Raw genomic sequence first — 16,787 nt, 5'->3', positions numbered from 1 at the left:
CCGCGTTTGGCGCACTTTCTTCCATATTTCCGGTGAAGATAGTGTTTCAAAACCGCGTTTGGCGCACTTTCTTCCACATTTCCGGTGAAGATAGTGTTTCAAATCCGCTTTTGGCGCACTTTCTTCCACATTTCCGATGAAGATAGTGTTTCAAAACCGCGTTTAGCGCACTTTCTTCTGCATTTCCGATGAAGATATTGTTTCATAACCGCTTTTGGCGCAATTTCTTCTGCAGCTCAGGTGAAAATAGTGTTTCAATACCCAGTTTGGCGCACTTTCTTCTGCAGCTCAGGTGAAAATAGTGTTTCAATACCCTGTTTGGCGCACTTTCTTCTGCAGCTCAGGTGAAAATAGTGTTTCAAATCCGCTTTTGGCGCACTTTCTTCTGCGTCTCAGGTGAAAAAGTGTTTCAAAACCCTGTTTGGCGCACTTTCTTCCACATTTCCGATGAAGATAGTGTTTCAAAACCGTGTTTGGCGCACTTTCTTCTGCATCTCAGGTGAAAATAGTGTTTCAAAACCCTGTTTAGCGCACTTTCTTCCACATCTCAGGTGAAAAAAGTGTTTCAAAACCGCTTTTGGCGCACTTTCTTCCGCGCATTCGCTGTAAAACCAATACAATACGGCGATCAACGTACTTTTTCTTATCAGCCGCTGATAAAAGCGCTACACTATCACATCCCAAAAAGAATCTGCCTTTCCACTTTGCACACCCTTAGAGAAAACGATTTGTACCATTCCGCTTTTCCTCGATCCTGGGCTGCCATATGGGCTCCGCCATTTTTTCTCCTTTCATCAACGATCGAGAATATTTACTGACCGGCGTTATCTTCAACAGATTTTCGTTTGTGTTTTTCCGTAATGATTTTTTTGTTAAAAATCCTCACTTCGCCAACCATAAGCAGCCTCATATCTTCTACGATATATTTGGCCAGATCCTCATCAGAGATATCATCTCCTTCAATATCTAGCCGGAATTCCTGCCCCTGAAGTCCTCCCCCGTTAGAAAACTCGATTTCAAAGTCGAATTGAACTCTTTTATCCATTTGATGCCTCCTTAAAAATTTGGTTAAAACTCACTGTCATTGTACATTCAACAAAAAGATCATTAGCCCTTCTCCTGAGCCAATATCAATATACGACTAAATTCCAATCAATATGTGCCATACCTCTCCTCTCAGGACTCCCCTATAATTCTATTTGTACAAGCAATCAAACATAAAACGAGGAGGAAGACTTATGAACTTTAGCAAGCTTGCCAAACAGGCAACAGTAGTAACACTCAGTACTGGCATTCTATTAAGCGGTACTGTTACCCAATCATTTGCGGCTCCAAAAGATCCGGCAGATTACAAAGAAACGTACGGTACTTCACAAATCACTCGTTCCGCTATGAAAGACATGATCAAACAGCACGGTGATGCAAGGTATACCATCCCTAAGTTTGACGAAACCACGATTAAAAACATCCCTTCTGCCAAAAAAGTAACCGAATCAGGCGAAACGATTGATATGGATGTGTGGGATACATGGCCATTGCAAAACGCTGATGGAACTGTTGCAGAATATAAAGGCTATCATATCGTTTTTGGATTAGCCGGTGATCCTAAAAATCCAGGTGACACGTTCATCTACTTGTTCTATAAAAAAGTCGAAGACAACTCTATTGATGCTTGGAAAAATGCCGGACGCGTATTCGATAACAACGACAAAAACGTTCCGAACGATCCGTACTTAAAGCATCAAGCAGAAGAATGGTCCGGTTCTGCAACATTCACTGAAGATGGTGAAGTCCGCTTATTCTACACAAACCGCGAACCATTTACACCTGAATCAGGACATTACGGAAAACAAACGTTAACGACTGCACAAGTAAACCTATCGCAGCCTGACACAAAAACGCTGAAAGTTGACGGCGTTGAGGATTACAAATCCATTTATGAAGGCAAAGACAGCAAGTACTATCAAACGGTGGACAAGTTTGTAGAGGACGGAGCTCCTTCTGATAATCATACATTCAGAGACCCTCACTACATTGAAGAAGATGGCCGCAAGTATCTTGTATTTGAAGCCAATACAGGCACTGAGTATGGCTACCAAGGGGAAGATTCTCTTTACAACCAAGCCTACTACGGCAGCAGCAATAAATTCTTCCAGGATGAAAAAAGCAAGCTTCTGAACAGCGATAAAAAAGGACTGGCTGAAGTTGCAAACGGTGCAATGGGTATTATTGAAATCAATGATGATTATACTCTTAAAAAAGAAATGAAGCCGCTGCTTGTATCAAACACGGTAACAGATGAAATTGAGCGTCCGAACATCTTCAAAAAGGACGGAAAATGGTACTTGTTCACAAGCTCACGCGGTTCAAAAATGACAATTGACGGCATTGATAATCAAGACATCTACTTGTTAGGTTATGTGTCCAACTCACTGACTGGCCCATATAAGCCGTTAAATAAAACTGGTATGGTGCTGCATCAGGACCTTGATCCATACGATATCACATGGAACTATGCTCACTATGCCATTCCTCAAGAAGGCAGTGACAATACAGTTGTTACAAGCTATATGACGAACAGAGGGTACTTTGAAGACCACAAATCAACGTTTGCTCCAAGCTTCAAGCTGAACATCAAAGGAGACAAAACATCGGTCGTTAAAAACAGCATTCTTGAACAAGGTCAAATTACGGAAAAGTAAGAACCAAAAAAAAAAAAGAAAAAGAAAATGTCAATTGGCATTTTCTTTTTCTTTTTTAAAAAGTGGTGAATTTAAATGAAGAAAAAAAGAATTTTCAAGAAAGGATACAAGATTGCCGGAATCATTATGATTGGATTGTGGATGGTGATCAGCACCTGCTTTTTAATTCAAACATTCTTTAAAACAAAAGAAGTGCCGCCAGAGGAAAAAGAAGAGCACTCCTACCAGGCAGCCTATCATTTTACGGCACCTGATCATTGGAAAAACGATCCGCAGAAGCCTGTTTACTATGAAGGAACTTATCATTATTACTACCTGTATAACGGGGACTATCCGGATGGCAACGGAACAGAGTGGCGCCACGCCACCTCAAAAGACCTTATGCACTGGAAAGACGAAGGCGTCGCCATCCCAAAATACACGAATGAAAACGGAGATCCATGGTCTGGATCTGTTGTCATAGATAAAGAAAACACAGCCGGGTTTGGAAAAGACGCTTTTATCGCCGTCGTAACCCAGCCATCAAAAAACGGCCAGAAGCAGGAACAGTTCCTCTGGTACAGTACAGATAAAGGAAAGTCGTTTAAGCCATACAGCGAAGAACCAGTCATGAAGAACCCAGGCCCAAAGGATTTCAGAGATCCAAAAATCATCTGGGATGACACCCGCCGTAAATGGGTCATGACCATGGCAGAAGGCAGCAAAATCGGCTTTTATGAGTCTGATAACTTGAAAGATTGGCGTTACACAAGCAGCTTTTCCACCGAAAACCTCGGTGTCCTCGAATGCCCGGATCTCTACCGGATGCGCGCCGATGACGGCACTGAAAAGTGGGTACTGGGCTTCAGCGCAAACGGAAAAGCAGCAGGCAAGCCAAACACGTATGCCTACTGGGTCGGAACGTTTAACGGAAAAGAGTTTATCCCGGATCAGCAAGAACCGGAATGGTTAGACTATGGCTTCGATTGGTATGGAGGAGTAACATTCGAAGATGGTCAGGAAAGAGATAAATTAGACAAACGCTATGGTCTTGCCTGGATGAATAACTGGGCTTATGCAGACAATGCACCGACAATGGAAGAAGGCTTCAATGGCTTGGATTCCATCGTCCGTGAAATCGAACTGAAGCACGAAGGAGAAAATCAGTATTATCTTTCTTCCCAGCCCATAGAAGCATTAGATGAATTGTCAAAAGTATCGAATGCTTATGACCAAATCAAAGTGAATGGCTCAAAAACGCTTGAATTGAAGGCAGATGCCTATCAATTGGACGCAGACATTTCATGGTCCGATCTTCAGCATGCAGGCTTTAGGCTAAGAGAATCAGCAGACAAGAAACGGCACATTGACGTAGGGATATCATCAGAAGGAAATTACTCGTTTGTTAATCGGTCATTTACAGAGCATCCTGATAAATCAAATCAGTACGTTGAAAGTATTGCACCATTTGATGCTTATAAGAAGAAGGTTCATTTAAAAATTCTCGTTGATAAAACTAGCATTGAAGTTTTTGTGGATGATGGAAAGGTTGCTCATTCAAATTTGGTATTCCCTCAACCTGATGATAAAGGGATTACTCTCTTTTCTGAAGGCGGGAAAGCAGTTTTTGAGAATGTGAGGGTTAAGCATTTTGATTCGATCAATTGAACACCTCATCTGCAAAGAAATAATTCATATTGCATTTTTAAAAAATAACAGAAAATAAAAAAGCGCCAAACCCTTACAAATCAGGGTTTGGCGCTTTTTCAGGAGATAAAATTACATCCTAAAGCTTCTTTCCTTTAATGAGATATTTCTTAAGAAACAATGAATAGTTTATCAGCAAAACAAATGGCAATTTGAAGCTTCTAATTCTGTCGATATCTACTCAGAATTTGTAGATATTTCCCGGGAATTAGTGAAATATGAAAAATAGTGAATCTGGAATATTCAGACCAAAGGATTTTTCTGCTTATATTTAGTTACCTTAGGTTTAAAAAGATCTCTATTTATTGATTGGGATAAAATTTTGACATGTATCATGTATCGCTCTTTGTTTCATTGATTGCTTCTAATCTTTCTGTTTATACACACGGTTTCTAGCTTTACCGTCTAGAGGCTTGTCCATATCGCGTAACGCTATAAGCGCTTCGATGGCGGACTGGAAATGATATGTCATTCGCCATTAAAAACTCATAAAGGATCTGGGGGTTTATTTGGAGGTTGTATCGCCCAGCGATACGAAACATAAAAAAGAACTCATCAATCCCTTTATTGAGGAACACTATTAAGGACATGATGATCTTACTGAAGTCGGGAAACCTTTGTTTTAAAGCTGTGGCATATCGTTTATCAGTTGAACGTTCATTTCACGCCAGCGCGAGTTCATGCGTTAAAACATTAAGATCTCTTTTAATTGATTGGGATTAAATTATCATATGTATCATGTATCGCAATCTCTGTTTCATTGATTCCTTATAATCTTTCATTTTGATGATACACAATGTCTTCACCTTTATCGTCTAGGGGCTTGTCCATATCGCATAACGCTATAAGTGTTTCGATGTCAGATTGGACAGATACGCCAATCACAACTCATATCCCCTTCGCTCTAAGTTTTGACCATACTTTAGAAAAAGGGTATCACATTCCAACTTCTTACACTTGATGCATATCGAACGCATTTCTATTAAATATTAAGGTTTTGAATGTATTTAAAAGTTATATCGCCAAGCGATACGAAACCAAAAAAAGAGCCGATCAGCCTCTTTCTGGGGTAAATCTATTAAGGAAGACTCTTGTTTTTGAATTAGGTTTTCAACCACCTCAACTCCTATTTTAACGAGCATGATTTTTTACTTGCTTCAAGGTGTGTATTTTGTTTGGATGCATATCGCTTAAACAAATCTCCAATAAATTTTAATTGTGCCTTCGTTCCAAATCCTGTTAAGTGTACAATGATGATTTATCAAATGTTACTACATCAAAAATTTACTTCCGCAAATCTTTACACAGTTAATCAAAAAAACTTAACAGGCATCTTATTTTCGGAATATGGAGAAAAGCCACTCCCATTTTTCTTGAGGTTTTTGTATCGCTTCTTCTAAACGTTTATTAAAGTCATTTTGTGAACTCCATTCTTTTTTCTGTTCGTCCCTCATATTTTGTATTTCTTTTTGTAAGAGTTCACTTTTTTGTTTTTCTTGCTGCAGCAATGTTTCATAATAGGTATTTTGTTGTTCAGTTAATCTTTCAATTTTAACATTCGTTTTATGCGCTGAATTTCCAATAGTAGAACTAATAACATGATGATCTTGCTGAAGTTGGGAAACCTTTGTTTTAAGCTGTGACATATCGTTTGTCAGTTGGACATTCATTTCCCGTGTAGCAGCGAGTTCATTAGCTAAAAACATTAAGACCTCTTTTAATTGATTGGGGTCATGGGGTAAATTTTCATATGTATCGGGTATCGCAATCTCTGTTTCATTGGATCCTTCTAGTCTTTCTTTTTGTTGATACACAAGGTCTTTAGCTGTATCGTCCAGGGGCTTGTCCGTATCGCGTAACGCTATAAGCGCTCCGATGTCAGATTGAACAAAGATACGCCGTTCGCCATCTTTCAAAAACTCATATCCATTCCGCTCTAAGATTTGCCCATACTTACGGACAGTGGGAGTTGCAATCCCTACTTCTTCTGCAGCTTCCTTGGAAGAGAAAGCTCGTTCATTCGGTTGTATATCACGTCGCATATCGGACCTCCTTTTCTATTAAATATGAAGGTTTTTAAACTTATTTGCAAGTTATATCGCCAAGCGATACGAAACAAAAAAGAGGCGATTAGCCGCTTCTTGAGGAAATTTTTTTGAAAACGCTAGTTTTTGATCAAGGTTCTCCACTGACTAAACTCCCACCCTCGTTATGGCAGAGCAAGTGGGGATTTTGTTGGAGAGAAACCTGTAAACGAAATTAAAAATGCGCCAAACCTTTATACATCAAGGTTTGGCGCATTTTTCGGCTGAAGTTTATTTAAATTCTTCCATTGTCAAATCGCTATTTACCCCCATTGCGGCACGGGTCCCTTCACTCGCAGCAATGATTAACTGTGAAGGACCCGCTACAGATACATCTCCTGCTGCATATACACCTTCTACATTCGTTCTGCCTAAAGCGTCAGCAATGATTCCGCCCTGTTTATTCATTTCACACCCAAGTGAATGAGCAAGATCGTTGGGCTGCTCAAGTTCAGTCGTAACAAATCCGCCTGCCCGGTCCAATTCTGTACCGTCAGCAAACACTACCTTTTCTAAGTTCCCATCTGAACCCCTTAAATTTACTATGGGCTCTTCCTTAATACGAATTCCTTTTCTCTTAAATAACTGCTCCTCTGTTTCTGTCATGATTTTGTTGCCGTTCGTACAGACAACTAAGTCTTTACTCCATTGATAAATCATCTTTGCCATATGAATAGCATTTTTGCTTTCAGAAATGAGCGCCAGAGGCTGTTCTCTTAATTCCCAGCCATCGCAATAAGGACAACTGAATATACTTTTCCCATAATAATTCCTAATCCCTTTCACATTCGGCAAGCTTTCTTTAAGGCCGGTTGCGACGATGATTTTCCTGCTTAAATAGGACATGCCTTCTTGAGTTATGAGTTTAAATATAGAACTGCTTTCCCTCTGTATTTCTGCAATTTCAACTTTTTTTGTTTGCACTGATGGATATTTCCTAATATCCTGATGTGCCAAATCTCTGAACTCTCTTGGCGAAACTCCGTCTCTAGTAATAAATCCATGTGACTCATGTGTAACGGCATTTCTCGGCTGATCATTGTCAAAGAGGATAACGCTTCTTCTGGCTCTTCCTAATACAAGTGCAGCATTTAAGCCTGCTGGGCCGCCGCCTATGATTGCGCAATCTAATATCATTTTCCCACCTCTTTTATTTATTAATTTTCTTTTAAAGATATTAAAGATACTTATAATCTATAATTAAACGAAAAAAATTATTTTGCTGCAGAAGTTATATAATGAATGATATTTTTATCAACCTTTTGCAAGACATGTTCAATCGTTTGAGACCTTAGATACTCTTCCTTTTTGTGTTCAGCTTCATTCATTACTTTTCCAATGTAGCAATTTTGCCGATCGTGTACATGATTATCCAAACTGCAAGTAAAAGATGACGTTGTCCCCTCAATGGCATTTATGATATCTGAGAACGTTATACTTCTTACATCCTTAATTAATTTATATCCGCCATTAACTCCTGTACTTGATTCGATAAAACCAGCTTTAACTAAATTCGTTAATACTTTAGAAAGATACGTAGTCGACACTTTCTGAACCTCGGCCAAAGGCTTTACCCCAATTGTTTTTTCAGTCGGTAAAAGTGCCAGATAAACAATCGTGTGAAGCGCATAATTCGTTGCCTTGGAGTATTTCATTTTCTCACCTTCTAATTATAGACTTAATATATCTATAATATCTTTTGAGGGGAGAATCAGTCAAGTTTTATGTTTATGGGCATTCGCACAGTCGTATAGGTATTAACCTACATATAGTACATAGGTGTATCAGCTCCTATTTTGTAAGTGTTCTTATGTTCAATGGAGGTATAGGTATGACAAATTTTTATTCTTTTCAAGGGATCGTTACGATGATCAGTGATTTTAATACAGGACAAAATGGTGAAGGCTGTAATAAATTAATTTCTGTAGAAAACGGATCAGGCGCTTCAGTAAATTTTGCTATCTCACCTTCCACATACTTTGTGGACCATGCAATGATAGCAAAAGGAGACCTGGTAACTGGATATTACGATGGAAATGCACCTGTACCCCTAATATACCCTCCTCAATACCAAGCACTGGTTATGGTAAAAGAAAGCCCCAATCAGAATGTAAAAGTAGATTATTTTAATAGCCAGCTGGTGAGCAGCGATGGACGATTGCAACTAAAATTATCTCCATACACTCAATTGTTATTAACGAATGGGCAATCATTTACACGAAATCCTGCGAACCGGGATCTTATTGTTATTTATGGACCTGCCACCAAAAGTATTCCAGCTCAAACTGCACCTTATAGAATAATCGTTTTGTGTTAGAGACTAGTTTAGGAAATAACAAATCAGTTTGCACTATCATTGGTATCTTAAAACGCAAAAAACTCGTCCCTTTTGGCGAGTTTTTCATTATATTATGTGCTTTCAGCTCTCAGTAAACTGTATCCTCTTTTCTTTCAAACTTTTATAATCCTAGAAATCAAAACTTTATTCAATTAGGATTAAGATAAGAAGTTGCTGCCGCCATTTGATCAATCCATCTCTGCCGCAGTTGTTGATCCATGGGACTGTTACTATTTTTTAAATAGCGAATCATAAAAAAACCGTCGGGTGCCAACATGCTTAGTACTAGCTCATGCTGCAAACGAGAATTACTAATAAATTTCGTTTCGATAATTGAATAATTCCCTTCTATTTCTATGACATCGCTATATTCCAAGCTATTCTCCCGTATGTATATTTCTGTATGCTCTTCCACGGAAGCCGCATCCATCTCTACAAAATAATCTATCGTAAATTTTTCTGTTGTTTTATATGAAAAACGTTCTATTTCGGGATAGTACCCTATAAATTCACTATCATTATAAAGAAGATATGTCGCCGGTTTGAAACCATCTAGCTGAAACGACTCAATAAAGCGTTTCATATTCTCAAAAAATTGTGCACTGGATGGTACTACTGCCTTTTCATGCGGCAAGATTTCTCCTTCGTTGTCCAAAAATAATTCGCTGTATTTTGAGAATCTTGTAATCCAGATAGAGTTAGCCTCTCTATTGGTTTGGATATAATAACTTGTGAGATTGCTTGGATTTTCTCCATTTTCATCGTTTTTATTTACGCACGTGTATATGTGTTTTCTAGTGTAGGTAAACGTCGCTTCGTCCTCTGAGAGACCTAAGATTTCAATCTTCATAATTTCAGATTGAATGTTGTAAATTTGAAAATTCATCATCAAAGTAAAATGGTTTAAAAAGGAGATATCGCGATAATCTGGATGGAACAATTTCTTCAATTTCTCTATATCCTTTTCTGTGTAGGCAGCTTCTAACCGCTGAATGAGTTCTCTCACTTTTTGCTCCGAAATTTGCGTTTTCTTTTTGAAAAAAAACATAGAATGCCTCCTAACAACTTAAGCATGGAACAAATGCACTATCCCGCTATAACTATAAAGCTAGTTTAATTGTACACATTCGAGGAGTGTATTTCCATCTTTTCACATTTGGGAAAACTTATAGGATTTCAATATTGAATTTAAAATAAAACGTCCACATCAAAAAAACCACTTCTCAAATTTATAGAGAAGTGGTTTTTGTTATAGGTATAAATTAGTTATATTACTACTTCCCAGAAGGAAGTGAAAATTGGGTGAGAAACAGGTTAATTATTTCTCAAGATGAATGGCTTAAAAGCCTTACATCATACCGCCCATTCATTCATGGCCGCTGGATGTAGTAATTTCCCTCCTAACGCCTGAACCATCCCTGCCCCTCCATCTTAGTAGCACTTCCCCTGAGACCTAAAATAATTTTTTCTACATGTTGGTCAAGAGCAGCCAATATTAGTTCTCTTACTCCAAAGGTTGTGGTATGAAACAGATTTCTATCTCCATGCGAAACCAAATGTAATCCAGCAGCAGCGGCCATTTCAATGACAGCCGTTTTTCAGTTATGAATCAACCAAAAAAACCAGTCACTTTATGACCAAGCGGACCGGTTACCTCCTGCTGAAAAATTTGTCCATTTAGCGAATCCACTAAGGATTAAACAAGGCCCTCCCCCATCAGCCATGGGGACCTTAACAAACTCAGCATGAGGAAAGACTTTCAGAAATCCTTCTTCAAAGGCTCCCGCAACCTCTGTCGCCGATAAGCTTTCTTTAAAAGAATCTGGTGCGATTACAATTTTCATAGGTTTCATTCCTTCTAACTTTATTTGGTCGAGTAAAATTGACTCATAAAGTCAGCAAAATTCTCTTTAGAGCAAAGCTCATACACTAATTTTTTATTTTGGACCAGCTGCCATAAATGATTAAAAAGGTGGCTGAATTCTTCTTTATCCTTTTCATTCAATGCCAGTAAAAAGACCAATTGAACCGAATTCTCTCCCCATTTTATTGGTTTCTTTAGAATCCCAATGCCGATACAGGAGCCTAACGCATTGGGTTTTAGGGGGTGGGGAATGGCCACAAGATTACCGATTGCTGTAGGTGAGATTTCCTCCCGCTCTAGAACAGATTGCTGAAAAGAATCATCGACAAATCCTTTAATATTTAGAATAGTTGTTAAGGATTTGATAATGTCCTTTGGATTTTTCTTATCAATCTCGGTGAAAAACAAATCCTCATTAAAGAGATTTTGCAGCTTTTTTAATGATTTATTCTTATCTTCATTTAGATACTTGCTTGATATGTGTTCTTTAACCTTTTCAACATCTTGATCCGTTAACATCGTGTTAATATGAAGGAGCGGAATCGGGCCTTCTTCTTTAACAGGGATGGTACTTAAGATTAAATCGGCTGCATCATTTTTGATATTCTTAATTGAATAGAATGGATAGGTCCCCACAATATCAATCCCAGGAAACTTACTCTCGATACTAGCTGCTAATAACTTAGCCGTGCCTAATCCGGAAGCACAGACGATGGCAACTCGTCTCACTTCACGCCGCTTTTTATTCTTCATCCGCTCAACAGCAGCTTCCAAATGAATCGCGATATAACCGATTTCGTCCTCATTTACAATAAGACGGCTGTTTTTCTGGATGATTTCAGAGGCAAGAATCCCTAACTCAAAAGAAAACGGATAATGATTTTTGATTTCCTTTAACATGGGATTCCTTAGGTTCATTCGATATTTTAAACGGTTCATGGCTGACCGCAAATGGACCCCTAAGCCATAAATGAGTTCTCGATCCTCCCGCAAATCAATGTGATAAACCCTATTAATTTCCGAAAGAATATCAACCACTAATTGATAGTGGCGCTCCCCTACCTTCCCAGCAAAATCGACCTCTTGTAAATTCTTATCTTCAAAATGTTTGGCTCCAAGCAAATGAATCGCGATATAAGCTATTTCACCTTCAGGGATTTTTATCGAAAATGTTTCTTCAAGGGACGTGACAATTCTATTGGCTATCACGTATTCCTCTTGCGTTTCAATTTGATCGAGCTCAATCGTACCGACCTCAATATTTTTACCCTTTTTAATTCTCTGGATGGCAATCGCAATGTGCGTCACTAAATTATTGAGTTGAAGTTCAGCCATGCAAAAGGGCAGCTCTTCAAGATGTTTCTTGGTAATCGTCTTAATGACTTCCACATTTACATCTGAGATAATCTCATTTTCAAGCTGGGCTTGTTCATTTCTCATATTCGCCAAGCTTTCAGAGAAGCAAAAACGAATATTCATTTCGTTTCCGATCAATTTGATTCCATAGTTTTGCTTTTTATACAAGGTTAAGTCATATTTTTCTAAAAGCTTCTCTACTTGCTTTAAGTCGTTATCAACGGTGGATTTACTCACAAACAATTCATTGGCAATCTGTTCCGTTGCAATGAAATCCTCCGCCATAATAATGCTTTTTAAAATATACAATACTCGTTCCTCTGGCAGAACAGGGACGTTGCCTTGTTCCTCTTCCTGAAGCATAAAAAGCTCTTCGATTATTTCAGTAACCGGCTGTCCGAGGGTTGGATCAATAAAATAGCCAACACCTCTATTCGCTTCGATTTGGACACCGATTTTTTTGAGTTCAAGATTTATTGTTAACACATCATTTCTAATTGTCCGGGATGTGACACCTAGTACTTTTGCTAGGTATTCACTTGTCACAGGCACCTTATGTGATAGAATTTCTTTAATCAATGACTTAAGACGGCTATTTAAAACAATCATATCTTACACCCCTGCTAACCAAGTAAGAAATTTTTATGACAAAACGGCAGTTTTTATTTGCGTTCGAATTTTTTCAATAGCTTCTAAAGCTTCTTTTAAACATTCATTTGAAAAGGACGTAACAAGGGCAATGGCTTCCTTTTGTTTACCAGCCTTATTTAGGACGGCAGCCTCTTCTTCAATATCACGAATTAACCTCAACCATTTTTGCTCTAAAACGTCAAAGGTTTTTCTAAAAATTTCCTTATTCTTAGTGAATAATATTCCATTTTCATCACCTTTTAATTCATCAAGCAAATCCCGGAACATCCACCAATATGAGTCTTTTGCCGATTGATCCTGCTCTGATTTGGTCGGATCAGCTGTTTTCACTCTCACCGTTCCCGACTGAGAAAGAATCACTGGAAACTCCTGTTCACACATAAATAACGGCAGATAAAGACCTGTACACGGGGTTGCCGGCGACCACCAAATTACCGGAAAATGCCATTCATCCGCTGGAAGTTCAAACACCGTGGAAGAAGCGGTAATTCCCCAAGTAAAATTCGCAGGGGAGGAGTGCATACAAATCGTTTGAAAATCCGGCAGTGCCGCATTAAAAAATGGCCCTTCTAAAAATGTATCTTCATAATGATCCCGTAAAATTCGTTTCAGCCAAGGGACATCAATCTCCCCTGCTTTCTTATGAAGCAATTGCTTCGTACGCTGGACACGAATATGCGAGACCTGCAGCGCATTCGTAAAGTCCGTATAAGCATGGGCAGCATCAAAATCCTCTGCTCGGTCAGCCCAGCCAGATCGAATCGCCCTTTCCATAAAGCCCTCACTATTTAAATCCCAGTCATTGCGAATACTCATTTCGTTCGAAATTGAATGGCATTTTTTTTGAATTTTCTTTGCTGCCCAATGATGGTCCACTGTTTCAAGAACCCATGCTTCCTTTGAATCAGCGATGATAAACGAATTATTGTAAGGCTTCTCTTCGCCTACAACGGCACTGCCCCATTGACCATACTTTTCAATTAACTTCGTAATCACTTCTAAAGCTTCTTTCGCTGTTTTCCCTCTCTCAAGGCCAAGCCGGACAAGCTCCATCCCTAAAATCCCTTTTTGTTTTTCAGGATTTGCCGCACTGTCTTTCAAATCCTTTGTAAAAATAGCCTCGTTTCCGATGGCGACGCCGTGTTCATTGATGCCCTGCTCATAGCCCCAGCACCAAAACGGAGACGACCCAATTGTTAAATAGGTTTCTTTAATTTGCGGTATATTCAAGTAAGCTAATTTTACATTCTTCCCATTTTCATAGGTTTGCCGTTTATTATACACGAGCGGCTGACTTTCATAAGCTGGTCGATCGCTATTTTTCGCAACAAGCATCCGAGTTTGACTTGTGGAATCTGGCAGGACAACTAAATTATCACACATTTCAAAATCCCTCCGTTATTAAAAAGAGATACCCTTAAAAAGAGTTGACCTTATCACTCTAATCCTTGGGTATCTTCTTTCATTCTAAGATATTGTAAAGCTTAAGATTTCGTTCGGACGAATATCCTTTAAGTGAATTGCATTAGCAGTGAAAAGGATACGCTCATCCAGCTCAGTGATCGGAACTTCATTTAAATTAACTACTTTAATAGTTTTGAAAAACTCTTGATTGATTTCTACCTTTGCAGAATCAATTGGCTGGTTGGTTGTATTATAAATTCTTACTAAAAGACTATTATCATTTTCACATTTTTTCACAGCACTAATAGCCATTTCTGTTCCTTCAACGCGAATAAACGTACAGTTGTCGCTTAGAGAACCCCTTTCACTCTTAACTGAAAGAGGGACCGTCATAAACGGTGTAGTAAATTCACTGGCTTTAACCCCAATACCTGCCTTAATTTCATTCCCTTGGTGCGCAATAATGGAATATTCCATTTCATGCTTACCTAATAAAAGACTATCCGGAGTTGCTACATGTAAACCTGAACGTCTTCCTGGACGATCCACTAATTCCTGTTTCCCCATATAATCGGTTCCAGCAAGCAGCGTTAGAGCAATCGTCGGTTTTTCACCATTCAGGATCTCGTATTGCGGCAGGCCTTTATTAAGAATAGAAATACCTTTGTGATCATCAGAAACATCCACAAATTTCTGCTGCGGATAAATTGGGTAATATTTTTCCTCCCAATTTTCCTGCTTCCAGTATTCAACCTGCTCTAGATAGTTATCACGGCGAATCGTGCCAAATTGTTGGTCAGCAATATGGGTTTTCGCAGTAATTCCCGTATCAAATAAGGCGCGAATACGGTGGTTTTTAACAGTATTATCAATCAATGTTTTAACATCGACCCGTTCTTCATATCGACTAACTGTCACATAAGTTTCAATCGTTGCAGCTTTCGTTTCTGCTGAACGGCTATTCACATCTGTATCGACAGGAAATTCCATTCGATAAGCAATCTTAACTGTTGCAAAAATAGGTCCGTTATGAACAACCGATATTTCTGGAGCAGCTTTATCTGTGATGATAAGAATATCTTCCCTAGGCGGAGAGAAATCATATTCATCACCGGCATTTCCACCTTCTTCAAACACATTTAACCCTTTAAAAATAGTTCCCGTTGTTTGTTCCTTTATCGATAATGAACCATTCTTTTCAATGTTCACTTTGATGAACTCATTTTCGAAGGCGCCATTTTGATACACATCGGCAAATGCATTAGTCATTGGAGCTTGTTCTTTGACGTAATACGTGCTGAACCCAAATCCATCTACTTCCGCAGCAAATTTGATTGTAGTGGTAAATACAAACTGATCGTCATTTTTTACACCAATTTCAATTTGTTTATCATTTAAATTTTCTTCTTTCGTTTCAACAACCTGATAAGGAACCTCATTGCCATTTCTATCAGCAAGGGTAAACTCTTTAAAACTTAAATGCAAGGTTACTTCTGCGATATTTTCCCTTTTTTCTCCAAGTGTATTCACGACCACCAAAGGCATGCCCTTGTTCTCATCGAACTTAATGTTGCCAAGCAAGTCTCCGACAGCTGTTTTCTGTACAGACTCGCCAATTTGCTTGGCGAATTCATATCTCATATTCATTTCTTGATGAGTGTCATCTGTACAAACATTACAAATGGAATCATGAGCATGATTTTGCATCATGTATTTCCAGCCTCTATTTATGATATCATTATCATAATGATTGCCGAATAAGTATGACACTGAGTTGATAGGCTCCACATATTTTTCATATAGATTTTGAACCTCAAAATTTTTCTTCTTCAAATCCAAACGAGTAGAAGCGATACTGACATGTACCCGCATATTTTTACCTTTTCTAAATTCACCAGAAAGGTTCTCTAATTTTTCTGATTCCAACGAAATCGCTTCAAAATAATCTTGTAAGCGACTGAGTCTTACATGAAAATCGCTTCCTTGTTCAGCATAATATTGATTTAGCTCATCAATGATTTCTGGCAGATCTTTGTTAGCGCTTCTTTGATCAAAGCCACTCATCAATAACATATTGGAAGTAGTAGCCATATCTTTTAAATTGCTGTTATTCTCATTAATGATTTCTAAATTCTGTTCGAAATCCTTTGAAAGCATGCGTCCATTTCCATAACCTAATGGAAGATGAGTGGTCAGCACTTTCGAACCATCCGGACCTACCCACCAAAAATCCGTTTTTTCTGTTTCTTCATCGGTAATCCCTCTCCAAAACAGCGCATGATTGATTCCAAACCCCTTTAACACTTGAGGAATTTGCTCAGCTTGGCCAAAGGAATCTGGCAAATAACCAATTTGCATCGAAGGGCCAAACTCATCGCCAATTTGCTGACCAATTAATAAATTTCGAACAAGCGACTCTCCACTTGGGATAAACTCATCCGGCTGGATATACCAAGGACCGATAATCAGACGGCCTTCTTTCACAAGCAACCCTATTCGATCGCGGTTGTTCGGTTTAATTTCTAAATAATCCTCTAATACAATTGTTTGTCCATCGAGTAAAAAGGAAGTATAGGCTGGACTTGTTTCTAAAAGATCAAGCAATTCATCCATAAAGCGAATTAACTTCACACGATATTCCTGATAGGTTTGGTGCCACTCTCGATCCCAATGTGTATGGGAGATGACATGAAAATTCATAA

The 16,787-nt window shown here is 38.7% G+C and carries 11 protein-coding genes and 1 pseudogene; 3 read left to right on the top strand and 9 right to left on the bottom strand.

The genetic code is table 11. The features are described 5' to 3' along the window. Positions 1-811: 811 nt before the first annotated feature. Positions 812-1,045, bottom strand: coding sequence for a cyclase (locus QLQ22_RS01650; protein ID WP_284015880.1), 234 nt, complete (start codon positions 1,043-1,045; stop codon positions 812-814). Positions 1,046-1,238: 193 nt separating this feature from the next. On the opposite strand from QLQ22_RS01650, the gene QLQ22_RS01645 reads away from it, so the two are divergent. Next, entirely contained in the window at positions 1,239-2,702 is a 1,464-nt protein-coding gene (locus QLQ22_RS01645; protein ID WP_284015879.1) for a glycoside hydrolase family 68 protein, read from the top strand. A gap of 75 nt (positions 2,703-2,777) precedes the next feature. After that, positions 2,778-4,349 (top strand): glycoside hydrolase family 32 protein, encoded by a 1,572-nt coding sequence (locus tag QLQ22_RS01640; protein WP_423246219.1) that lies wholly within the window; start codon positions 2,778-2,780, stop codon positions 4,347-4,349. Between the two features lie 1,373 nt (positions 4,350-5,722). On the opposite strand, the gene QLQ22_RS01635 is transcribed toward QLQ22_RS01640, so the two are convergent. The 3 genes from QLQ22_RS01635 to QLQ22_RS01625 all read right to left on the bottom strand — a co-directional run bounded on the left by QLQ22_RS01635 (position 5,723) and on the right by QLQ22_RS01625 (position 8,127). After that, positions 5,723-6,430 (bottom strand): hypothetical protein, encoded by a 708-nt coding sequence (locus QLQ22_RS01635; RefSeq protein WP_223439049.1) that lies wholly within the window; start codon positions 6,428-6,430, stop codon positions 5,723-5,725. Positions 6,431-6,703: 273 nt separating this feature from the next. After that, complete coding sequence (locus QLQ22_RS01630; protein ID WP_223439048.1) at positions 6,704-7,609, bottom strand: NAD(P)/FAD-dependent oxidoreductase; 906 nt, start codon at positions 7,607-7,609, stop codon at positions 6,704-6,706. Between the two features lie 77 nt (positions 7,610-7,686). Continuing rightward, entirely contained in the window at positions 7,687-8,127 is a 441-nt protein-coding gene (locus tag QLQ22_RS01625) for an RrF2 family transcriptional regulator (RefSeq protein WP_284015878.1), read from the bottom strand. A gap of 176 nt (positions 8,128-8,303) precedes the next feature. Here QLQ22_RS01625 and QLQ22_RS01620 point away from each other — a divergent pair, with 176 nt between their 5' ends. Beyond that, positions 8,304-8,789: a hypothetical protein gene (locus QLQ22_RS01620; protein ID WP_223439046.1), complete on the top strand. Its 486-nt coding sequence runs from the start codon at positions 8,304-8,306 to the stop codon at positions 8,787-8,789. 169 nt (positions 8,790-8,958) lie between these two features. On the opposite strand, the gene QLQ22_RS01615 is transcribed toward QLQ22_RS01620, so the two are convergent. From QLQ22_RS01615 to QLQ22_RS01595, 5 genes and pseudogenes are all read right to left on the bottom strand, one after another. Next, complete coding sequence (locus tag QLQ22_RS01615) at positions 8,959-9,858, bottom strand: nuclear transport factor 2 family protein (protein WP_284015877.1); 900 nt, start codon at positions 9,856-9,858, stop codon at positions 8,959-8,961. Positions 9,859-10,210: 352 nt separating this feature from the next. Then, positions 10,211-10,654, bottom strand: a pseudogene (locus QLQ22_RS01610) (glycerate kinase). Positions 10,655-10,674: 20 nt separating this feature from the next. Beyond that, entirely contained in the window at positions 10,675-12,639 is a 1,965-nt protein-coding gene (locus tag QLQ22_RS01605; RefSeq protein WP_284015876.1) for a BglG family transcription antiterminator, read from the bottom strand. A gap of 33 nt (positions 12,640-12,672) precedes the next feature. Then, positions 12,673-14,064, bottom strand: coding sequence for a C69 family dipeptidase (locus QLQ22_RS01600; protein ID WP_284015875.1), 1,392 nt, complete (start codon positions 14,062-14,064; stop codon positions 12,673-12,675). 84 nt (positions 14,065-14,148) lie between these two features. Then, a complete protein-coding gene (locus QLQ22_RS01595; RefSeq protein ID WP_284015874.1) occupies positions 14,149-16,785 on the bottom strand; it encodes a glycoside hydrolase family 38 N-terminal domain-containing protein in 2,637 nt (878 codons plus the stop codon). Between the last annotated feature and the right edge of the window lie 2 nt (positions 16,786-16,787).

It is taken from the genome of Metabacillus hrfriensis (assembly GCF_030127205.1).
In the GTDB taxonomy this organism is placed as follows: domain Bacteria; phylum Bacillota; class Bacilli; order Bacillales; family Bacillaceae; genus Bacillus_P; species Bacillus_P dongyingensis.
The sequence above is the reverse complement of the archived record's forward strand: the minus strand, read 5'-3'. Positions and strand labels throughout refer to the sequence as shown.

Coding starts and splice junctions, on each gene's coding strand:
- QLQ22_RS01650 (WP_284015880.1), bottom strand. CDS start 1,045: ATGGATAAAAGAGTTCAATTCGACTTTGAAATCGAGTTTTCTAACGGG.
- QLQ22_RS01645 (WP_284015879.1), top strand. CDS start 1,239: ATGAACTTTAGCAAGCTTGCCAAACAGGCAACAGTAGTAACACTCAGT.
- QLQ22_RS01640 (WP_423246219.1), top strand. CDS start 2,778: ATGAAGAAAAAAAGAATTTTCAAGAAAGGATACAAGATTGCCGGAATC.
- QLQ22_RS01635 (WP_223439049.1), bottom strand. CDS start 6,430: ATGCGACGTGATATACAACCGAATGAACGAGCTTTCTCTTCCAAGGAA.
- QLQ22_RS01630 (WP_223439048.1), bottom strand. CDS start 7,609: ATGATATTAGATTGCGCAATCATAGGCGGCGGCCCAGCAGGCTTAAAT.
- QLQ22_RS01625 (WP_284015878.1), bottom strand. CDS start 8,127: ATGAAATACTCCAAGGCAACGAATTATGCGCTTCACACGATTGTTTAT.
- QLQ22_RS01620 (WP_223439046.1), top strand. CDS start 8,304: ATGACAAATTTTTATTCTTTTCAAGGGATCGTTACGATGATCAGTGAT.
- QLQ22_RS01615 (WP_284015877.1), bottom strand. CDS start 9,858: ATGTTTTTTTTCAAAAAGAAAACGCAAATTTCGGAGCAAAAAGTGAGA.
- QLQ22_RS01605 (WP_284015876.1), bottom strand. CDS start 12,639: ATGATTGTTTTAAATAGCCGTCTTAAGTCATTGATTAAAGAAATTCTA.
- QLQ22_RS01600 (WP_284015875.1), bottom strand. CDS start 14,064: ATGTGTGATAATTTAGTTGTCCTGCCAGATTCCACAAGTCAAACTCGG.
- QLQ22_RS01595 (WP_284015874.1), bottom strand. CDS start 16,785: ATGAATTTTCATGTCATCTCCCATACACATTGGGATCGAGAGTGGCAC.